Consider the following 20458-nt stretch of genomic DNA (forward strand, 5'->3'; position numbering starts at 1 on the left):
CATGATTCTATAGGAGGACGACTACATGAAAAAACTGCTATACGGTGTTGCTTATTATGATGAGTATATGCCTTATGACCGATTGGACCAGGATATCCAAATGATGAAGGATGCGGGCATCAACGTGGTGCGGATTGCCGAATCCACCTGGAGCACGCATGAACCGCAAAACGGAGTGTTTGATTTCACCTCCGTGGATCGGGTGCTGGATGCCATGCATAAGGCGGGCATTGAGGTCATTGTAGGCACGCCCACCTATGCCGTTCCGACATGGTTGGTCAAGGAGCATCCCGATGTCCTGGCAACAACCCCTCAAGGTCCGGGCAAATACGGAGCTCGCCAGATCATGGACATCACGAACCCGGTTTACCTGTTCCACGCCGAGCGCATCATTCGCAAGCTGATTGGACGGGTGAGTCAGCATCCGGCGGTCATCGGCTTTCAGACGGATAACGAGACGAAGCATTACAACACATGTGGGCCGAATGTGCAATTGCAATTTGTAAAATATTTGCGCGAGCGATTTGAATCACTGGAGGAGCTGAACCACAAATTTGGGCTCGATTACTGGAGCAATCGCATCAATAGCTGGGAGGACTTTCCTTCCGTGGTCGGAACGATTAATGGAAGTCTGGGGGCAGCCTTTTCCCAATTCCAGCGCAAGCTGGTGACGGACTTTCTGGCGTGGCAGGTCGCAATTGTAAATGAATATAAGCGAGAAGACCAATTTGTGACGCAAAACTTTGATTTTGAGTGGAGAGGCCATTCCTTTGGTGTTCAGCCGGACGTGGATCATTTTGCGGCATCACAGGCATTGGATGTGACTGGCGTAGACATTTACCATCCATCACAGGATGATCTGACCGGCATTGAAATTTCCTTCGGTGGCGATGTAGCGCGTTCGACGAAACAGAGCAACTATCTGGTACTGGAAACGGAGGCGCAGGCTTTTACTCACTGGGTTCCCTATCCTGGACAGCTGCGGCTGCAAGCGTTCAGCCATCTGGCTTCCGGGGCCAATATGGTGGCATACTGGCACTGGCATTCCATCCATAATTCCTTTGAAACGTACTGGAAGGGTCTGCTGAGCCATGATTTTGAGCCGAATCCTGTGTATGAGGAAGCACAGACCATCGGGAAGGATTTTGCGAGATTGTCTCCGCAACTGGTCAACCTGAAAAAGACAAACAAAACAGCCATCCTGGTCAGCAACGAAGCGTTGACATCGATTAACTGGTTTAAGTTCAATATGAACAGCCCGCTGAATTACAACGACATTGTCCGTCGTTTGTACGATGAGCTATACAAGCTGAATATCGGGACAGATATCGTTCATCCGGGGACGGAGTCGTTTGACGATTATGATCTCCTGATCGTACCGGTGCTTTACTCCGCGCCAAATGCGCTGCTGGAAAAGCTGAATCGGTATGTGGAAAATGGCGGTCATGTGGTGTACACGTTCCGCAGCGGATTTACTGATGAGCATGTGCAGGTGAGAACTTCCCGGCAGCCGGGCGTGATCAGCGAGGCCTGCGGCATTCACTACAGCTTGTTCGTGGAGCCGAAGAACGTGACGCTCAAGGATAATCCTTTTGGGGTAGCGGCAGAGGACAATCAGGTAGATACGTGGATGGAGCTGATTACTCCGACGACTGCCGAGGTGTTGGCGTATTATGATCACCCGCATTGGGGAAAATATGCAGCGATTACGCAAAACCGCTATGGTCAGGGGACGGCGACTTATATCGGCTGTATCGTCAGTCCGGCGGTCATTCGCGAGTTGTTCCGTTCTGTAGCCCAAAAGGCAGGAGTCTGGGGAGTGGAACAGGAAGTGTCATTCCCGACCATTATTAAATCTGGCACGAATGACCAGGGACGGACGATCCGATATTATTTTAACTATTCCGAACAAGCGGGCTCGGTGGTGTACCCGCATGGAGACGGCAAGGAGCTGATCGGGGAGCAGACGATAACCCGAGGACAAACGCTCCAATTGGAGCCGTGGAGTGTTATAATTATCGAAGAAGCGTAAATGCTGTATAATGAGCTGATTTCGACATATGAATGAATCATATATGTGTCCTGCCGGGAAATCCCCGGCAAATGAGCGCCCCTGCGAATAGCGGGGCGTTTTCGCATATGGCTGAACAAGAGGAGTGCATCGCTATGCCAACCCGAGTAGTCCGCTGGTTTCGGGCGCTGACGGCCCCGTATCGACGCAGCATTCAGCTCAAGCTCATTTTAACGATGATTGTTCTATCGGTGGTGCCGGTCATTGCCGTCACGGTGCTGGCTGCGGAAAAAAGCAGAGCGTCGATGGAAACCGAAGTGGTAGAGACGAACATGTCCAATATGAAATGGACGGGGATCTATATCAGTGACCAGTTAGACCGCCTGAATCAGCTGATTTACAGCATTCAGATCAGCCCTGATCTGAGTGATTATTTGAATGAGCGCGAGCCGGACAGCCTTTCAAGCCAATTTAATGCCCAGCGTAAAATGCTGAATACGCTCGCGAATGTGTATTATTCGGCCGGAAGCCACGTGATCGGTATTCAGCTTTATTTGAAGCAATCGCAAAGCCTGTTTACCTTCAACGGCATGCAAAATGATATTACGACGGTGAGCGGTATTCCCCCGCAGTATGCCGAGATGTGGCAGGCGAATAAGGATTATTTGATTCGCACAAGCCCGGCCGATGCGGAGCGCTTTACACTAATTCGCAGTATTCGGCGTTTTGAGGATCAGAAGCAGACGGGTGTGATCTCACTGGATGTTCTGTGGTCGCAATTCGATCAGACGCTGGGCTTGCTGGGACGAGGAGATCAGCATCAGGTGCTTATTACAGATACGGATGGCAGGATCATGTATCCGGCGCAAGCTCGCCAGTCGCCTCCTTCTGCGGGTGTATTGACGGCTCTTCGCGACGTTAGGCCAGGCCCCGGTATGATTCAAACTGCCGGGCATTATGTGTTCTATAATAACCTGGATGCGGTTGGGCTGAGACTGGTCAAAATCATACCAACCTCATCTATTAACCATAGCGCCTTTTTAACGATGCTATATGGCATTATCGTGGGCGTGATTTCGATCCTTGTTTCCATCTGCATAGCCGTTTTCATCGCATGGCGGACCGCACGGCCGATTGTTCATTTGGCACGTTCCGTACAGGAACTAGAAATGATTAAGGGGCCGGTTGGACAGCCGAGCACACGCCCGGATGAGATCGGGCTGTTGGAAAGAAGTCTCCATGGCATGGCAGGACGAATCCGTGAGCATATCCAGACGGAATACAGTATGAATTTGCAAAAAAAGACGGCTGAATTGAAAGCGCTCCAGGCGCAAATTCACCCTCATTTTCTGCAAAACACACTGCAAATGATCGGCAGCATGGTATTTTCCCAAAAGCCGGAGGACACCTATGAGGTAATCCGTTCGCTGAGTGAGATGTTTCGCTACGTGGTACGGGAGCCTCAGGATATGGCCTCTTTACGCGCGGAGCTCGACCATGTGGGACACTATATGCGCATCCAGCAGCGGCGGTTTCCGCAGAGATTGGTGTTTCAGGTGGAGATGGATGAACGGGCGATGGATATTCGTCTGCCCAAGCTGTCGCTGCAGCCATTGCTGGAAAACGCGTTTCAGCACGGTCTGGATCGTAAGGCAGGGGCATGGCGAATGGGCATCCGCGTGGAGATTATGAAAGAAGACGTGTGGATCACAGTTTGTGACAATGGTAACGGCATGGCCCCGGATAAGCTGGAAAAAGTACGGGCCAAGCTGGAAAATGCTTCGGAGGAACCGATCTGGGCGCAGGGCAGCCATATCGGCTTAAGCAATGTTGCTTCACGATTGCGAATGAATTTTGGAGTGAATTACGGGGTGACCATAGACAGTGAGCAGGGCGTCGGTACACGTGTCACGATCCGAATTCCATTCACCTCAGCAGAGGAGGGGGACATATGATCAGGGTATTAATTGTCGATGATGAGCCATGGAACCGCGATATTGTGAAGACATTTGGCACATGGGAAAAGCTCGGCATGTCGGTGGTGGGTGAGGCTGAGGACGGAGAGGAAGCGTTCAGGCTGACCGGGGAATTAACCCCGCATATTGTGATCACTGACATGCGGATGCCGGGTGCGGATGGAGTAGAGCTGCTGCAGGCGCTAAATAACCATTTTCCTGATGTGAAAATCATTGTCGTGAGCGGCTATGATGACTTTGCATATGCCAAGCATGCCATCCGCTATAAGGCTGTCGATTACTTGCTCAAGCCTGTTAACCCCACCGAGCTGAATGCAGTGCTGCTCAAATGCAAAAACGATCTGGAGACCAGGGCAACAGAGCGGCAGCAAGAAAAGGCGGAGCTGGATTATGAGTTCTTCCACAAGCTGACCCGGTATAAGCAACTGCTGCGTCTTTATTTTAATGAGCTGAATCAGGATGGCGTGAACATGACTTGCAAGCAGGTCATGCAGGAGCTGGAACGCCTCGGAGCGCCAAGTCAGCCTATGCTGGGCCGGCTGGTACAGGAGCTTCTTTCCCTGCTAAAAGAGCTGGCAGCAGACAACGGACTGGATACCCCGACAGCGAAAGCTGGATTTCCGCTGTCGCAGGATGCGTTATCCTCTGTAGAACATGCGCTGGAATTCGTATCGGCGTGCTATATTCTGGAGCTGGATCAGCTTATTCGACAGCGGAAATACAAAAACAAGCTGAATCTGGAGGAGGTACGGCGCTATATGGATCGTCACTTTGCCGAACCGATTACACTGGAGCAGCTGGCAAAAAACTTTTTTGTAAGCAAAGAGTATATGAGCAAGGTATTCAAGCAGGAGTATGGTCAAAATGTAACGGACTATATTGTAGAGCGGAGAATGGAAAAGGCGCGGGAATGGCTGGCAGATAAACAAATTTCAATTAAAGCGGTCGCGGAGATGGCGGGGTATGAGGATGTGTCCTATTTTTATCGGGTGTTTAAAAAGCATTTTGGCATGGCACCCGGAGAGATGAGAAAGGAAGTTTAAAAAAATCCAACTCAACAGGCTAATGGTGTCCAATGGCAGAAGTGACCTCCCACCCTATAATGAAAGCGTATACAAAAGAAGTGATTAGGAAGTCGGTAACCGTTATTTTCAACTTAGGGGAGGTCATTTTGCATGAAATTATGGAAAGGTGTATTGAGCACAATGCTGGTTGGTACGTTGTTGGCCGGGTGTGGAGCGAATTCTTCAGGCAGTGACAGCAGTGGTTCCGGTGGAAACGGCAAAACCGTGAATCTCAAAATGTTTATCGCCCAGCCCCGCTTGAAGGAGCATTACGATAAATACATTAACGCGTTCGTAGCGAAGGAAAAGAAAGATAAAAATATCGACGTTACGGTGCAATTGGAGATGCCGCCTGCCGACAATGCCGCACAAATTTTGAAGACGAGACTTGCATCCAACGATGCGCCGGATGTGTTCGCGCTGCATGCGGTGAATGAAATTCCTCCGTTTTATAAAGCGGGTTATTTGGAGGACTTGTCCGGTCAGCCGTTTGTCAGCAAATTAATGGATAGTGTGAAGCCTTCGGTGACGACGAAAGACGGCAAAGTCGTAGCGGTTCCTTTGGAAACGATTTCATGGGGCTATCTGTACAATAAAAAGATATTTAAGGACTTGGGGCTGAAGCCACCGGGAACGTTGACCGAAATGAAGGCTGTGGTCGAGAAGCTGAAAGCGAACAATGTGAAGCCGTTCCTGTTGTCCTACAAGGAATCCTGGATTCCACAGCTGTTCGTGCCGCTGACAGCAGGTGCGATGATCAACACACAGAATAAGGATTTTATCGACCGGATGAATCAGGATAAAGGTTCTTTTGCTGAAATGAAGAGTATGTTCGACATTATTGATCTGGTGAACAGCAACGGCACAGACAAGGCGCTGGAAATTGGCGGGGATGACGGCTCGGCGGCCTTCGCTTCGGGCAAAGCAGCCATGTGGATTCAAGGCCCATGGTTTGCCGAAACGATTTTGAAATCTGATCCGAAAATGGATTTTGGGGTTGCACCGTTGCCGATCAACGATGATCCGAATGCAACCTTAATCAACCTGTCCACTTCGACTTCACTGGCTGTATCCTCCACAAGCAAAAATAAGGAGGTTGCACTCGATTTTGTCAACTATGTGCTGGACGACAAGGATTCCAGTGCGTTCTATGAGGCATTAAAATTTAACCCGATCTCCAAGGTGCATACGTTCAAAAGCTATCCTTGGGTCAATGACGCTACCGCATACGTGAAAGCAGGCAAGTCGTATCAAGATCCATCCATCCCGCAAGCGGTCAAGGACGAGGCAGGCAAAGCGCTTCAATCCTACTATGCAGGCCAGCTCTCGCAGGATGACGTGATCAAGGCGCTGGATAAGGCATGGAAATCGTATAACAAAGTGAACAAGTAACGGTAGCCTACAGAAATACATCAGGAGGGGGGAGACTCCATGCCTTTTAAAATCTATAAAAAATATGTGATGCTGCTGGCATTTACCGCTCCGGCGCTGATCTTTTACACCATTTTCCTGCTCATTCCGACGATCAGCGGCATGTACTACAGCTTCACAGACTGGAACGGACTGAATCCTAATTACAGCTTTCTCGGCTTGGGGAACTTTGTAGAGGCGCTGAAGGAAGACCCGGATTTTCTTAATTCTCTGTGGTTTACGCTCAAATATGTATTGGTCATGATTGTGCTGCAAAATGTGCTGGCATTAGCGCTGGCCGTGCTCATCGAGTCGCGTACGCGCTCCAAGGGATTTTTCCGGACAATATTTTTTATGCCCAATATGATTAGTACCATTATTAGCGCATTTATGTGGACATTCGTATTTTCCTCCGTGCTGCCACAGATTGCCGAAAAGACGGCTATCGCCTTTTTGGGCCAATCGTGGCTGGGTGATCCGAAGGTATCCTTCTTCTCCATCATTATTGTCTCGCTCTGGAATGGTGTCGGATACATGATGATCATTTATCTGGCTGCACTCCAGGGGGTGCCGCAAAGCTTGAAGGAGGCCGCTATTATTGACGGGGCCAACGCGTTTCAGACATTGCGAAGCGTGACGCTGCCGATGATTACCCATGCCATTACCATCTGTTTCTTCCTGACGCTGAATGGTGCCTTCAAGGTCTATGAGGTTGTCTATGGACTGACCGGTGGGGGGCCGGGGCGCAGTACGCAGGTGATTACGATGAACATTTATGAGGAGGCGTTCTCCAACAACTTCCGTTACGGCTATGCGAGCGCCAAATCCGTTATCTTGTTCGCCATCGTCCTGATCTTCACGCTGATCCAGCTGCGTGTCATGAAGAAGAAGGAGGTGGAGGCATGAGGCTGAAAAAAGCCAATTCCCTGCTGATTACGTTGCTGCTGTGTGCGGGTGCCATAGTGTCCTTCTTCCCCATCTATATGGCGGTGACCAATTCATTTAAAACGCAGGGTGAAATGTTCGCATCCTTTACGGCGCTGCCGACGAAGCTCCACTTTGAAAATTACAGTCAGGCTTTTCACCAGACTCATCTGCTGAACAGTGCTTTGAATTCCACGATCATTTCGTTTGTCGGCATTGGCGGGATCGTGATCTGCTCTGCACTGGCAGGCTATAAGCTGTCTCGTACACGGGGAAAAATGAGCAGTGCGATCTTCTTCCTGTTTGTCGCCTCGATGCTGGTGCCGTTTCACTCCATTATGATACCGCTTACAAGGATGGCGAAGGATTTGTCCGTCCAAGGCAGTACGTACGGCTTGGCGCTGATCTATATCGGTTTGGGTGTCAATATGGCCATCTTTTTGTATCACGGGTTCGTCAAATCCATTCCGCGTGAGCTGGAAGAATCGGCACAAATGGACGGCTGCAATGAGTTCCAAACGTTCTTCCGCATTATATTTCCTTTGCTGCTGCCAATCACCGTCACGATTGCCATTCTGGATTTCCTGTGGATCTGGAACGACTTTTTACTTCCGCTGTTGATGCTGACGGATGTGAACCACTACACCCTGATTCTATCGACGAATATGTTGTTTGGTGAATACAACAAGGATTGGTCACTCATTCTGGCTGCACTTGTGTTGACCTCTATTCCAGTCATCCTGATCTATGCATTCTTTCAGAAATTCATCATGGAGGGCATCGCGGAGGGAGCGGTTAAGGGATAAAGCAGGAGATGTGGGTAGGCTATATAAGCCGAGTTGGAAAATGTAAATGAGGCGCCACTGCGCAGGCGAATGGTGCTTCCGAAGCGAGCTTTCTACAGAAAGCTTTCAAAGCGACCGCTCCGCTTGTACAGCACCATTCCGCCTACTTCGTTTTCATGTGAATCTTTTGGAGTCCAATATATAGACTTGAGCCTTATACTGCATTGCTGGGGAGGTAGATGGCCTTTCCTGCAAAAATTTTCAGGCAAACGTAAGAACTTGGAGCCGTGTACAAATGACACGGCTCTTTTTTACGTCTAATGTTTTAAATATTAATTAGTAATTAGACTCGTTGTAGATGAATCTATAGTTGTTTACCTTCAAGTTGGTGTTTACCCATGCCGCTCATTGGAAATCAGTTAATCTCATGGCGGTTGGGAGAGCGCAGCGGTCCATCTGAATCTGGAGAAGCGTAGCGTTCGCCTTTGCGGCGGGATTCTTACCTTTAAATTGTCTTATCTATATAAGTTGAACTCGAAAACGAAGCACAAAAACGGAGTGGTCGGAATGGTGCTGTACAAGCGAAGCGTTCGCTTTAAAAGCTTTCCGTAGGAAAGCTCGCTTCGGAAGCATCACTTCCCCGGATTTCTCCCCTTATTAGGGGCTTAATTCAAGAAATCTGGGGGCGGTGGCGATGGGAAGCACCATCCGACTGCGTAGTGGCACGATAGGAAGCTTTTAAAATCCTAAGAATCCCGCTGCAACAGAGATCGTAAGATCAAATGGAACGCGGAGCGGTCTTAGCCATACAATATTTCATCTGAATGTAAAAGGGGATGATGATGATGGCTACCTTCTCGGCCGCCCTTCGAGTGAAAAAGCGGATGGCCAAGCGCATATTAAAATTATCTGGTGTCCACGGTATTGGCGTAGGGTACAAAGACCCTGCTCATCCCAAAAAGGGAGCCGCCGTTATTGTGTATGCAGACCAGCTGGCCTCGGCCTCCACCGGACTCCTGTCTGCCACAGCACTGGGCAAAAAAACGAATGTCCCTATCCGGATTGTAAAAACCGGAAAGATCAGAGCCAATGCCACGGACTACAAAACGCGCATACGCCCGGTCATCGCCGGCTACAGTGTCGGAACGATTGAAGGCTCCGGGACAACCGGATTGATCGTTGCGCCAACTGGAGCGCCGGCTACACGGTATCTTTTCAGCAACAACCATGTCCTTAATCCCTCCAATACAGACAATCGGGAGGCCACGATTCAGCCGGGCGGAGCCGACGGGGGAACGGTTTCCCAGGATCGTATTGGACGGCTGTATCGTTACGTACGCTTGAGTCCAAGCGGGACGAACTTGATTGATACAGCGCTTTCCCTGCCGACCAGGAACAGATTGCTCAACCCGCGTTACGCTACCGTAGGGGTAGTCCCGGGCCATGTCACCGCTTATCGTGTGGGAGAAAGACTTAAAAAGGTAGGGCGTACGACCGGGCGGGTCAATGGTACGGTAGAGTCTGTCAATACGGACCTGCAAATCAATTATGGCGGAAGCCTGGGGCTGTTGACCTTTGAGGATCAGACCGTCGTTAGAGGTACGACTCCTGTATCGCTACCGGGGGATTCCGGTTCTGTCTGGCTCAGACAGTCGGATAATTATGCAGCTGCGGTCAACTATGCAGGTACGGCAGATGGTCGTCTATCCATTGCCTTTCCGGTACAGTGGTTCATGCAGGTGTACAACACACGGGTAGCCCGCCCCAACGGGGCAGGCAGGGTACTCACAGTAGATACGGGCTCTTCCCCAAGTTCCTATACAAGACAGCTTACCAGTGAGGAACTGGCTCGCTTAAGACCAAGAACGACGCGCATTAGAAAGAGCTAAATGACCTTCAGATAGAAAAAGCTGCTTCCTAAAAACGAATCGTAAAGCTGCGTGTGAACGGCTTCGCCAGCTCATCATAATCCCGAAGCTCAATCGTAAATGTGTAGCTGTTTTGCGATTGGCTAGCGGATACGGTGCCGCTGATCGTCCCGGTGAAGCGGTCGAGTGTCAGCCCGGCAGGCAGACTGCCGCTTTTCAGTGTCCAGTCGTAGAAGGGAACGCCGCCCTTGGCTATTAGTTTTTGGTTGTAGCTTTGCCCTTTTGTGGCATTAGGCAAGGAAGTTGTAACGATTTCCGGTTCGAGAAAAGGGGTTAGCTTGCGGTTCAGCTTCCAGCCAGCTTTCTCGGCAATGAGCAGGGTCAGCTTGCTCAGCATCCAGCGGCGGACCGGAAATTCTGCCGCCCAGCCTGCGCTTTGACCGCTGAGACGGTCCCAGTATTGCCGGTCTGCCGGGATATGGTAGCTGCTATCCAGCGGAACACGTACACCCTGGTACGCTTCGACGACTGCGTCAGCACCGCCGCTGCTGTGATAGGCTTGCATGCCTGCCCACGAATCACTGAAAGCAACGGCGTGGCCGAACTCATGCATAATGAGGCCATATACGTCCGTCACCTGAGTGAGATCGGTTTTGTACCAGTCGTCATCATTCAGCGAGGTGAACACTTGAGCATCGGGATAAAAATCCAGCGCAGTTCCTAGTGAACGGTGGATGGGACCTGGCACCCGGACACCGTTTCTGGTGTGGTAAAAACCGCTGTTGCCGGGCCATCCAGTCGAATACGGGCCGTCGATCCCCCGCAGGAAAATCCATTCCCCATTATAGGGCGCGTTATTCGTTCCAATTGTATGCCCGTTCCAGTCATTGTTCGGAATATAGTTGCGTTCGGCTCCGGCAGGAACGGTATCGAATGGCTCCATGTCGAAAAAGTAGAACCAGTCCTTAATCGCCTGCTCCGCGGCCTTGCGAATACCCGGATCATCGAAATAGTGATTGACTGTATCATAGCGGTAATCGAATACCAGCGGGAATCGGGTTTCTTGATTATCGTCCTGGTCCCATACCCGGATCGGAATGGTATGGGTTCGTGAAGCTCCCGCACTGTCAGCAATGGTGAGGGAGAGCGTATAGTGCTCAATCTCGTCCGGGCCGCCGTTACGATCCGGTGCAACCTCCAGTTTGAAGTCCTTCCTCTCGGATGCATTATTAAAATTTAACACCTTCGTAGCGCCAGTGGCAGATAACGTGCTGGGCAGATTCATCATGAGCCGGGACGTGCCCTGTGCCCTGAGTGTGATGCTGATCGGATACGCCGCACTGGCAGGAGGCTTCACGGTCAGATTAATGAAGGGGTTGGCGATATAGCCCTGCCAATCCACCAGATCAACGCCATACCCGTTAATGATCCGTCCGAAGCGGTCAATGACCTCGGCATCGCTGCCAATCGCTTGCGGGGACATGCCGGAGGTCGAGACTTGTGCGGCTACGTTTTTGAGAAGAGTTTCCATCATAGAAGCAGAGCCGCATGAATCAGATTCAATGTTTGCTGACAGGGGTGGTCTTGCATGTTCTTTACACATAACAACATCCTCCTATAAGCCGGACAGCTTCTAAACCGGGCAGCAACAAGGCTTCCACGTAAGCTGCCCGCTTTTTTATTTAACGGCACGAATCATTCACATTACAAATCATTCACTAATTAAAAAGTTAAGGTCATGAAATGTTCGTCCTAATCGGCTCCTTCGGCATATGCATTGGCTCCCAAAGGACGAGCATTAACGGTGCTGCTTGCCGAGGCCAAGCCCCGGATTTCCTGAGCGGTCAGCGCTTTGTTGTAAATGATCAACTCATCTACCGCGCCGTTCAGATAGGGATCATCGAACTGGGATTTGCCAATATAGTTCCGGTCTGTCAGTCCAAGGCTGGACGGCTTCAACGTCATATTGGTGTTACGTGTCGATTCCACACCGTCCACATACAATATCCCTGTATTGCCTGACAAAGTAATGGCCACATGCTTCCACACACCTGTCGCCAGTTCCGGGGCGTTCAACTGTTGCTCCTGCCCATTCCCTGAAACGGTGATGGCAAAGCGCATACCTGTCCCTTCGGCCTTTGGGGTCAAAAACATATACCGATCCGTTCCTGCTCCAAAATCAAACAGACGAGCCCAGCCGTTATGCGTGTTCACTCGTACCCATGCTGCAATCGTAAAGTCATTCAGGCTGCTAACGATACCGCCGGGCAGGCTGGCATAGGCGCCTGTACCGTTGAAGTGCAGGGCGTTGCCTTTCCGTCCTGCTCCCCATGAGCCGCCATTCACACTGGCCTGCTGCCCATACCCCGATGAATCGGCTGCGGTAGCTCCGGCCGTTTCGTTAAATTCATACCGGGCTATAATGTCTCCGATGGGAGTCGGATTGCCGGTGCCTAACTGAATACGAATATCGTAGGCGGCTGCCGTTCCGATATTCAGTCTGACAGTGGCTGCCAAGCCGTTAACAGCCGTGACAGAGCCGGTTTTCGTGCCGTCTACGAGCACGTCATACGTACCTGCCGCGAGTCCGGTCAGCGTCACAGCCGTAGTATGCGCTGTGCCTGGTGTCGTATTTTTCAACGTCAGGCGGACGTTGTTTTTGGACTTGGACACGATAGCCGAGCTATATTGGTCCCGGCTCAGCTCCAGACTCAGCTTTTGGGTGATCAGATGCAGACGTTGAAATACGCCGTCCTTTGGAGTAACCGTATAGCTGTTATTGCTTTCGGTAACGTCGCAGCCATAGCCGAACAAGCCGAATATCGGATCGACAGCTACATCCGAGCTTAGCGCTTTAATGGCTCCAAACAGCCCCAGATCTGCTTCGCCGGACATGCCACGCCATCCGTTAAAGAGGGGGCCGCCGTCCAGACCAAGAGCGCCGTAATTGCCCTTGCCCGCCTGATACGTCCACGCTACCGCCCCGATATTGGCAGGATCAGAGCTGATCTGTCCTGAGTTAATCGCTCCGATGTTCGCCAGCTTGGCGGCATACGATAGACGCTGGTCCACTTCGGGCTTGGACGAATAACGGCGTGTCCAATCGTCCATCGCATAGCCCGCCAGCGAGGTGGTGTACTGGAAGTTCCACCAATTCTCCCCGGTGATGGTGACCGGATCGGCGTAATAGTACCAGACAGGCATATGACCGCGGGCGGCACGTGTTTTGGCATTGATTTTGCTCATCATCGTCGTGTTGCTGTTCATTTTGGCGAGTGTATACACCGCTTCTTCGCCTGTATTGTCGTAATTGTACTCGGAGCCGTAGGGATAGGTGGTATTTTTGAAATTGTTGTATTTGGTAGCCATTTTGGCAATCAGGTCGTTGGCCTCGCTGGTCAAGCCCTCTTCCTGAAGTGCTTTAATGATATCCGGTGTGGTCAGTTCACCCATGAGTCCGGTATTCCAGTTATAGGCGACAGGACCTTCATATAATGCCTTGAAAATACGATACGCACGCAGTAAATACGTGTTCTTGCTATTGCGGTAGCTGATCAGGTTGGGATATAGCTTGGCGAGTTTATACATACTGAAAAACGTGTTGTAAATGTGGGGATAGGCATAGCCGCGGTATGTCGGTGTCGTATTAGGCTGCGGCATCAGGAAATCAGGAACCAGATAATCGGTGTGATGACCTTCCATCAGATTCGTCCAGATGGCCACCTCCAGATAATCATCGACTGCCTTGATCTCAGATGCCACAGGCTTCTGCACATTTTTCTCCGCCAAAAACTGACCGTGTGTCAAACCCCAATCATCACCCCAGCCCCAGTAGCCTGCAAAGCTGTTGCGCTTGGCCTTATACTGCATCATCCAATCGTCAAACACCTTGTCCCGCAGATCGCCCGGCACATTCCATTGTGTGCTGTTGACCATGAAAGTGGAGTGACGTTGAAGCGCAGCATCGATAGACTCGATGGCATAAAATTGAAGGACCGTTTTTTCGCCGTTGCCGTAGCTCACAGTTATATTGTTGTGTCCCAGTCGACCGAGCGTGAGTTCATATATTTTATGGTTTGTAGGGGCTGTTTCCAGATAGCTGATCGTGGTTTCAGACGGGTATTGTGCAGTAACAGAGGTGATGGATTTGCTTGTATGCAGATCAAATTTCGCTTTGAGATTGGTTGGGACAATCATGCCTGGAACGACAGTCACGTCCATATGGCCCTCGCTGTACAGTTTGTCCTTCACGGCCTGCTCGTCCGCGACCTTAAAAAATTTAAAGGCATACGTTTTGCTTTCACCCGGAGCCAGCGACAGACTGGTGCTCCCGAGATAGCCGCGGTTGGTACTCTTAATGACATTGGAGTGAATATAAAATACATTCAGTCCCTCGGCCCAGCCGCCTTGGTCCATCGCCCATGTGCTGCCGGGATGCTCCTCGACTCTCCAGTGGTCCTGATATTCGAGACCTGCGCCTGTAGAGGCATCCGGGGCAAGCAGTAAATATGGCCCGATGCCGCTAGGCCGTGCAGCGGTAATAAAGGAGCTGTTATGGCCTACAAAGGAGTGGGAGAGCACTCTTGTTTCATAGATTTGTTCGTTATTGCCGCCGGACCAAAATTCGTTGAAAGGAAGCGGCAGTCCCCAATCTCCGATTTCCAGCGTTTGATTAGAGGTATTCGTAACTTTCATTTGCCAATGCAAATAGTCATTTACCAACGAATACGTTTCGAGTAAAGTAAAATTGCGTATTCCCTGAGCATTTGATGAATTTTGATAAGACACCTGAACACTGTTGCCGGAAGAGGTGATCCTGCGTGCATCAGCAGAATTGCTTGTCCATGCCCGCGTCCATGCTCCGTTACCAAGACGGTAAGTGAACATAAGCTCACCGAGCCACTGATGGTCCGACGTATTTTGATTAGGTGCGTTGGAGCCGTTCATAACATAATTCGTATTGAATGTGTCTCCTGCCAGACGTAAAAAAGAGATATCCCCGTAATCTCCGATCGTGACGGAGAATACTTGATTAGATAGCTGTACTGCCATGCTATCAACCTCCTTGAAAAGGTTTGTGAGAGCATACTCATACTCACAACTTTAATATATGTAAGAGAAATGCTTTTGTAACCTTATGTGTGGAGATTGATAGAAAAATAGATTCATATATGCTGTCCTCTACTTATACATATAAAAGGCTTCTGGTAAAATAAGAAGGACAGATTCCCGGAGGTAACTGAAAATATACGCTATGAGCAGCCATGCCTACCACTTACAAAAAGCAGCTGTAAAGTTCGGCTTGGCGTATGCTGGCATCCGTGCTCAAGAGATGAGGTATTATGAAAATTAAATTGGAGTTACCGAAGATTCCTGCGGATTTACCCGTATTAAACGAAGAAATGTACTCCATACGCTCCAAAGACGAACTTGGTAACGGAACCGTAGAGGATATGATTTTGGATCATATGGATGCGGTTAAGGTTTCATTGGAGAAGATGACCTTTAAAAATGTAACCATCATGGAATCGTCATTGCCAGAAAGCGAATGGACAGATGTCATTTTTGATAAATGTGATCTGTCTAATGTTGATTTGTCCGGTTCCTTTATTCACCGGGTGGAGTTCAGAAATTGCAAATTGCTGGGTACTGACTTTTCCAGAAGCAGGCTCCAAAACGTTCGTTTTCTGGATTGCTTAGGGGATTATTCGATGTTTCGGTTTTCCAATTTCAAGCAGGTTGGTTTTGAGGACTGTTCATTGCTAAGCACCGACCTTTGTCATCTGACGCTGCAGAAAACCTTTTTTACCCGCTGCAATCTGGATCAGGCGATGCTGTCGGGGTCCAAGCTCAAGGGAATGGATCTGAGCGATTGTGAATTCGATGAACTACAGGTGGAAATAGAGGACCTGAATGGCTGTATGATCTCGCCGCATCAAGCCTCGTCTTTTGTGGGGCTGCTGGGGCTAGTCATAAAAAAGGGGGACTAACATTCGGAGAAAGGTCATACCTATTTGTTAATAAAAAGGGAACCATCTTTTTTACGATTTTACCGTCCGAAATGATTTCTGAAGGAAGATAAATAAAAGTTGAGCTTGGGATGTTCATGTCTTCTTTGGTGGCGGAGATGCTTTTTATAGCACTAGAGAAAGAAAAGAAGAGGTTCTGGTTGGAACAGAACCTCTTCTTTTAGGTATGTAAGCAAATAGACTTAGTCAATTGAAACAATTTGCCACGTTCCATCTTTATCTTTATCAAAATAGAAGGTATACCCTATATCGGATGAAGCTCCTTCTTCTTTAGTAAGCCGTTCGCCTACAACGGGTATCAATATCCGACCATTTTCTTTTATAGCTTTGGCAATACTGGTGAACTTCACGGGCTGATCCAGGAGATAATCGTGCCCTGTTTTGACCGTTGGGCTGAGCGCAGCATGGAATTGGTCCAAATTTTTTGAAACAAAGGCCGCGATGGCTGCTTTGAGTTTTGTTATCATGCCATCTTCAATCAAAGGGTCTTTCACTTTATCCCACTTGATCTCGTCCAGGCTTTGCAGGATGATTGCTTGACTGGCTTCTACTGATGCTGGAGCTGCTGGAGCTTTTCCTTCGGGAGATGAATCTGTTGTTCCCTGATTTCCACAACCAGCTATAACACCCGCAGAAAGTATAAGAATAGATATTATTTTAGCAGGCTTATTCATGTGTCTTAACACATCCTTTCTCTTTTCTAACAAATATGATGTAAAAAAAAGTCACAGCACTTTTATGGTAATATACCATATTTTTTATGTTATGTAAAAAAACGAAGGTGTCATTAGGTTGACACCTTCGTTTCATTGATGTTTGATACTGTCCCAAGCCTGGCGCAGACGTTTAGCGCCTTCCATAATTTGCTGCTCGGTTAAATGGGCAAAAATAAAGCAGGCTGATGGAGGACCTGGTTTCAGCTGATAGTCGGCGGCATCACGCCACGTGACTCCGTAAGACAGTGCTGTCTGCATCAAATGATGATATGAAGCAGGCTCATGCTTCCACATAGCATAGACATGCAGGCCGCAATCGGTCTGATGCCAGTGGAACAGTCCACTTAGCTGCTTCATCTCCCGCTGGAACACGTCGTAGCGTGATCTGTATATCCGGGTCATCCGCCGCAAATGGCGAGCATAATCACCACGCATCATAAAGCGTGCCAAGGCACGTTGTTCCATGCGGGCAGGCGGCAGGGGATCATACAATCGTTTGGCAGCTGTCAGCGCTTGGGCCAGTGCAGCAGGCAGGATGGCAAACCCGAGCCGAAGACTGCTGAACATGCTTTTGGAAAAGGAGCCGACATAGATTACGCACTCGGTCCGATCCAATGCTTTTAACGGTTCAATGGGCCGGCCTGCCCAGCGGAATTCGCTGTCATAATCGTCCTCAATAATCCAGGCCCCTCTGGATACTGCCCATTGCAAAATCTGTTGACGGCGCGCGAGTGGCAAAACAGCACCGGTCGGGAACTGCCGTCCCGGCGTAACAAACAGCAGTTTGGAATCCCAGTCCTGTGGAATGATTCCCTGCTGATTCAGCTCAGCAGCCTGAATCTGTCCGCCTGCGGCTGTGACTGCACGATAAATACCGGAATAACAGGGATTTTCCAGTACGATGTGATCCTGTTCATTAATAAGCAACTGGCATAACAACGTAATTACTTCCATGGAACCACTGCATACTACAACTTGCTCCGGGGAGGCCGTAATCCCGCGTGTTCTGCCCACATGCTGGCAAATTGCTTCCCGCAGCCATGCATCGCCGCTCACCGGTGCAGTCGCCGAGTCAGACGAGGGCTTTTGCAGGTCTTTGCCAGCGGCAGCCATGGCACTTTTCCATGCATGCTGTGAGCTGCCCTCCAATACGACTTCTCCTGCTTGAAAAGAAATTAAGGACTGCTGCGCATCGTCGCTATCCGCAGCAAAAGCAGAGGACGGTAACTCCCGTTCCTTTTCCAGCTGCATGATTCGTTGCCCCCATGCTGACAGCGCGGGGGTTTTTGGCTTTGCAGAAGTTGGATTTGGACTTTGCTGGCCGATTGGGGATGGAGCCGATGGCATTGCTGTTTGCTCAATAACGAACGTTCCTCTGCCTACCGCCGATTCTACATATCCTTCTGCCAGTAGCATATCGTAAGCTGCTGCAACACTGCCGCGCGAAATCCCATACATGACAGCCAGATCACGACTGGAAGGCAGGCGCGTCCCGCCAGCAAGGGAACCATTAAGAATGGCGTCCCGGAGGGCATGATACAATGCCAAATATTTATGATGATAGGTTTGAACAGCACGCTGGTAAGCAATCGTAATATCCATATCTTTCTCCTTCAATTGGACTATTTATTTTCATACGAATTGGCCCTTTTGATTAATCCATTTTCAACATATTCTAAAATATATCGTTGGTCAATAGAGGGAAGGAGAGTTAACCATGAGAAGAAAAGAATTTACGGTGTCCGAAAAAGAGGAAATAGAGCAATTTCTAAGCGAGGTCAGCTTCGGATTTTTGGGCCTGAACAGCGAGGATGGTTTCCCGCGTGTGGTTCCCTTGAATTTTGCCTACGGGAATGGCGTTTTTTATATTCATGGCAGCCGTGCCGGAGAAAAGATGGAACGGATGAAGGCGGACAATCGGGTCACTTTTTCCGCTGCCAAGGAGTATGCGCTGATTCCGTCGCATTTTACGGACGAGCATATGGCTTGCCCGGCGACTGCCTTTTTTAAGAGTGTTACTGTGCGTGGTCATGCAGAATTTGTAGTCGATCTGGAAGAAAAGGCGTCGGCATTTTCCATTTTTATGAGCAAGTTGCAGCCGGAAGGCGGCTATGACACGATTGATGCCAGTGATCCTCGGTATGCTTCACGTCTGAAAGGCGTTGCTTTGATCAAAATCGTACCGGATGAATGGACCGCCAAGTTCAAATTCGGCCAAAATATCAAAGGTCAGGAGCGTCAGCAGATTGTGGATGGCTTGCAAGAACGAGGGCTGGATGATGATCTGGCAACGATTGAAATGATGCGCAAATATTGTCCTCATCACTGACCAATAAGCGGTATTCCGTCTACTTCGTTTTCATATACATTCCCGCTCTCGTTCATCGTCTAATGGGTTAATTATACTTTAGAGGGAGATGCCCTTGATTTCCCAAAGCCTTCAGTCCTTCTGTGTTAGGACTTTTGAAGGACAGGTATATATCATTCTCAAGCCCGTTGTTCTTACCGCAAAGGAACCTTATAATACGGTAGATTTATGGAGTAAGGGGGTAAGACCGTGATGAGAGCGGGAGTCAGAAGTCGGGAGAGTCGACGGTTGTTACTGGAAGCGGGGGCTGAAGAGTTCGCTCAGACGGGGTTTTATCAGACAAAGGTAAGTTCAATTGCGGCACGTGCAGGATTAACGCAGCCGGATTTTTATATTCATTTTGAAAGCAAGGAACAGATTTATGAGGAGCTTGTCGAGAGCTTCCGTGCTTTGGTGAACGCGACGACGCAAAGCATGATGGTGGAGCCGAACCAGAGTAAAGCTGAAATTTTGAACCGGGGACAGGTATTCTTGGAAGCTATTTTTCGTATGCTATCCAATAATCCTGCGATGACCCGGGTTGGGTTTTATCAGGCGGCTGACTCGGTGCGAATTAAGGCGGAGATGGCTGAGCATATCAAAAAGCATTTGCAGGCCGCACAGCGGTGGGGGTCTTGCCGTGAGGAGCTAGACCCTGAATTGACAGCAGAATGCGTCATCGGCTTGATTGAACGACTGACGTTAACCCAATTGCTGCCTGGACGCGAAAGTCCATCTGTGCTGGCCAAACAAGCGCGCAACCTGCTGTATCGCGGCATGCTGGCATCCGAAGGATAACGGAGCTACAGCATAAGGGTCTATATTTGGGCAATAGGCACGGCATTTGTCCCTATCATGGATGACGGCACACGCATAGTATGCTCTTGTAAACCATGAAGGGAGGAATCACCATGTCTGGAGTAGGCGCTTGTTGTGGTCCTTTTACATCTACAGGAGCGATTCTGGTGCTTTTTATTCTGCTTGTTATTATCACAAAAGCATTTTTCATTTAATTCGCAGATCAAGAATCTAATTCGGGCGAATTGCTGTAATCAACGGAGAGGAGGAATTTGAGATGGGTGAAGCAGAAAGAGGTTATGGCGGTGGCGGTTACGGCATGTGGACTTCCACTGGTGTCATTCTGGTCCTCTTCATTTTGCTGGTTATCATCACTCGTACCTTTTTCATCTAGTGCTGCATTCATGGGCTTGAGCGCCGATGCCTCGGGTCTATGACCATGTAAAGCCATATAAGCCCGAACAGAACCGCCTTGAACAGAGGCGGTTTTTTGTATTCAAAAGTTAACGTTGACGTTAACGTTAGAGAGG

General features: G+C 49.5%; 15 protein-coding genes. 11 read left to right on the plus strand and 4 right to left on the minus strand.

Annotation, left to right across the window (positions count from 1 at the left end; genetic code table 11):
* Nucleotides 1-25 precede the first annotated feature (25 nt).
* The 7 genes from KQI_RS0118680 (at nucleotide 26) to KQI_RS0118710 (ending at nucleotide 10059) form a co-directional block, all read left to right on the plus strand.
* A complete protein-coding gene (locus KQI_RS0118680; protein WP_010348397.1) occupies nucleotides 26-2032 on the plus strand; it encodes a beta-galactosidase in 2007 nt (668 codons plus the stop codon).
* A 134-nt stretch (nucleotides 2033-2166) separates the two neighbouring features.
* Complete coding sequence (locus KQI_RS0118685; RefSeq protein ID WP_010348398.1) at nucleotides 2167-3966, plus strand: sensor histidine kinase; 1800 nt, start codon at nucleotides 2167-2169, stop codon at nucleotides 3964-3966.
* Nucleotides 3963-5030 (plus strand): response regulator transcription factor, encoded by a 1068-nt coding sequence (locus KQI_RS0118690; protein WP_010348399.1) that lies wholly within the window; start codon nucleotides 3963-3965, stop codon nucleotides 5028-5030. Before KQI_RS0118685 ends, KQI_RS0118690 begins: the two co-directional genes overlap by 4 nt.
* A gap of 132 nt (nucleotides 5031-5162) precedes the next feature.
* The gene (locus tag KQI_RS0118695) at nucleotides 5163-6443 is read left to right on the plus strand and encodes an ABC transporter substrate-binding protein (protein WP_010348400.1); all 1281 of its coding nucleotides are present in this window, start codon (nucleotides 5163-5165) and stop codon (nucleotides 6441-6443) included.
* 39 nt (nucleotides 6444-6482) lie between these two features.
* The gene (locus tag KQI_RS0118700; protein ID WP_010348401.1) at nucleotides 6483-7367 is read left to right on the plus strand and encodes a carbohydrate ABC transporter permease; all 885 of its coding nucleotides are present in this window, start codon (nucleotides 6483-6485) and stop codon (nucleotides 7365-7367) included.
* Entirely contained in the window at nucleotides 7364-8191 is an 828-nt protein-coding gene (locus tag KQI_RS0118705; protein WP_010348402.1) for a carbohydrate ABC transporter permease, read from the plus strand. Before KQI_RS0118700 ends, KQI_RS0118705 begins: the two co-directional genes overlap by 4 nt.
* An 821-nt stretch (nucleotides 8192-9012) precedes the next feature.
* Nucleotides 9013-10059 carry a chymotrypsin family serine protease gene (locus KQI_RS0118710; RefSeq protein WP_029390236.1) on the plus strand — a complete coding sequence of 349 codons (1047 nt, stop codon included), beginning with the start codon at nucleotides 9013-9015 and terminating at the stop codon, nucleotides 10057-10059.
* 28 nt (nucleotides 10060-10087) lie between these two features.
* Here the strand turns inward: KQI_RS0118710 and KQI_RS0118715 are convergent, their stop codons facing one another.
* Nucleotides 10088-11641: an Ig domain-containing protein gene (locus KQI_RS0118715; protein ID WP_010348404.1), complete on the minus strand. Its 1554-nt coding sequence runs from the start codon at nucleotides 11639-11641 to the stop codon at nucleotides 10088-10090.
* A 149-nt stretch (nucleotides 11642-11790) separates the two neighbouring features.
* Nucleotides 11791-15090, minus strand: coding sequence for a DUF5695 domain-containing protein (locus KQI_RS0118720; protein ID WP_010348405.1), 3300 nt, complete (start codon nucleotides 15088-15090; stop codon nucleotides 11791-11793).
* 290 nt (nucleotides 15091-15380) lie between these two features.
* On the opposite strand from KQI_RS0118720, the gene KQI_RS0118725 reads away from it, so the two are divergent.
* Nucleotides 15381-16028, plus strand: a complete 648-nt coding sequence (locus tag KQI_RS0118725) for a pentapeptide repeat-containing protein (RefSeq protein ID WP_010348406.1) — start codon at nucleotides 15381-15383, stop codon at nucleotides 16026-16028.
* Between the two features lie 221 nt (nucleotides 16029-16249).
* Here the strand turns inward: KQI_RS0118725 and KQI_RS0118730 are convergent, their stop codons facing one another.
* Entirely contained in the window at nucleotides 16250-16741 is a 492-nt protein-coding gene (locus tag KQI_RS0118730; protein ID WP_010348407.1) for a hypothetical protein, read from the minus strand.
* Between the two features lie 132 nt (nucleotides 16742-16873).
* A complete protein-coding gene (gene pdxR, locus KQI_RS0118735; RefSeq protein WP_010348408.1) occupies nucleotides 16874-18385 on the minus strand; it encodes a MocR-like pyridoxine biosynthesis transcription factor PdxR in 1512 nt (503 codons plus the stop codon).
* A gap of 115 nt (nucleotides 18386-18500) precedes the next feature.
* Between pdxR and KQI_RS0118740 the strand changes: the two genes are divergently transcribed.
* The 3 genes from KQI_RS0118740 to KQI_RS29040 all read left to right on the plus strand — a co-directional run bounded on the left by KQI_RS0118740 (nucleotide 18501) and on the right by KQI_RS29040 (nucleotide 20143).
* Nucleotides 18501-19112 carry a pyridoxamine 5'-phosphate oxidase family protein gene (locus KQI_RS0118740; RefSeq protein ID WP_010348409.1) on the plus strand — a complete coding sequence of 204 codons (612 nt, stop codon included), beginning with the start codon at nucleotides 18501-18503 and terminating at the stop codon, nucleotides 19110-19112.
* A gap of 231 nt (nucleotides 19113-19343) precedes the next feature.
* Nucleotides 19344-19928 (plus strand): TetR/AcrR family transcriptional regulator, encoded by a 585-nt coding sequence (locus KQI_RS0118745; RefSeq protein WP_010348410.1) that lies wholly within the window; start codon nucleotides 19344-19346, stop codon nucleotides 19926-19928.
* A 113-nt stretch (nucleotides 19929-20041) separates the two neighbouring features.
* Nucleotides 20042-20143, plus strand: a complete 102-nt coding sequence (locus KQI_RS29040) for a hypothetical protein (protein WP_010348411.1) — start codon at nucleotides 20042-20044, stop codon at nucleotides 20141-20143.
* Nucleotides 20144-20458: the final 315 nt, after the last annotated feature.

This window comes from Paenibacillus peoriae KCTC 3763, from assembly GCF_000236805.1.
Taxonomy (GTDB): Bacteria; Bacillota; Bacilli; order Paenibacillales; family Paenibacillaceae; genus Paenibacillus; species Paenibacillus peoriae.

Bases quoted from the DNA above. Each gene is read 5' to 3' on its own strand.
- KQI_RS0118680 (WP_010348397.1), top strand. From the start codon at position 26: ATGAAAAAACTGCTATACGGTGTTGCTTATTATGATGAGTATATGCCT.
- KQI_RS0118685 (WP_010348398.1), top strand. From the start codon at position 2,167: ATGCCAACCCGAGTAGTCCGCTGGTTTCGGGCGCTGACGGCCCCGTAT.
- KQI_RS0118690 (WP_010348399.1), top strand. From the start codon at position 3,963: ATGATCAGGGTATTAATTGTCGATGATGAGCCATGGAACCGCGATATT.
- KQI_RS0118695 (WP_010348400.1), top strand. From the start codon at position 5,163: ATGAAATTATGGAAAGGTGTATTGAGCACAATGCTGGTTGGTACGTTG.
- KQI_RS0118700 (WP_010348401.1), top strand. From the start codon at position 6,483: ATGCCTTTTAAAATCTATAAAAAATATGTGATGCTGCTGGCATTTACC.
- KQI_RS0118705 (WP_010348402.1), top strand. From the start codon at position 7,364: ATGAGGCTGAAAAAAGCCAATTCCCTGCTGATTACGTTGCTGCTGTGT.
- KQI_RS0118710 (WP_029390236.1), top strand. From the start codon at position 9,013: ATGATGGCTACCTTCTCGGCCGCCCTTCGAGTGAAAAAGCGGATGGCC.
- KQI_RS0118715 (WP_010348404.1), bottom strand. From the start codon at position 11,641: ATGTGTAAAGAACATGCAAGACCACCCCTGTCAGCAAACATTGAATCT.
- KQI_RS0118720 (WP_010348405.1), bottom strand. From the start codon at position 15,090: ATGGCAGTACAGCTATCTAATCAAGTATTCTCCGTCACGATCGGAGAT.
- KQI_RS0118725 (WP_010348406.1), top strand. From the start codon at position 15,381: ATGAAAATTAAATTGGAGTTACCGAAGATTCCTGCGGATTTACCCGTA.
- KQI_RS0118730 (WP_010348407.1), bottom strand. From the start codon at position 16,741: ATGAATAAGCCTGCTAAAATAATATCTATTCTTATACTTTCTGCGGGT.
- pdxR (WP_010348408.1), bottom strand. From the start codon at position 18,385: ATGGATATTACGATTGCTTACCAGCGTGCTGTTCAAACCTATCATCAT.
- KQI_RS0118740 (WP_010348409.1), top strand. From the start codon at position 18,501: ATGAGAAGAAAAGAATTTACGGTGTCCGAAAAAGAGGAAATAGAGCAA.
- KQI_RS0118745 (WP_010348410.1), top strand. From the start codon at position 19,344: ATGAGAGCGGGAGTCAGAAGTCGGGAGAGTCGACGGTTGTTACTGGAA.
- KQI_RS29040 (WP_010348411.1), top strand. From the start codon at position 20,042: ATGTCTGGAGTAGGCGCTTGTTGTGGTCCTTTTACATCTACAGGAGCG.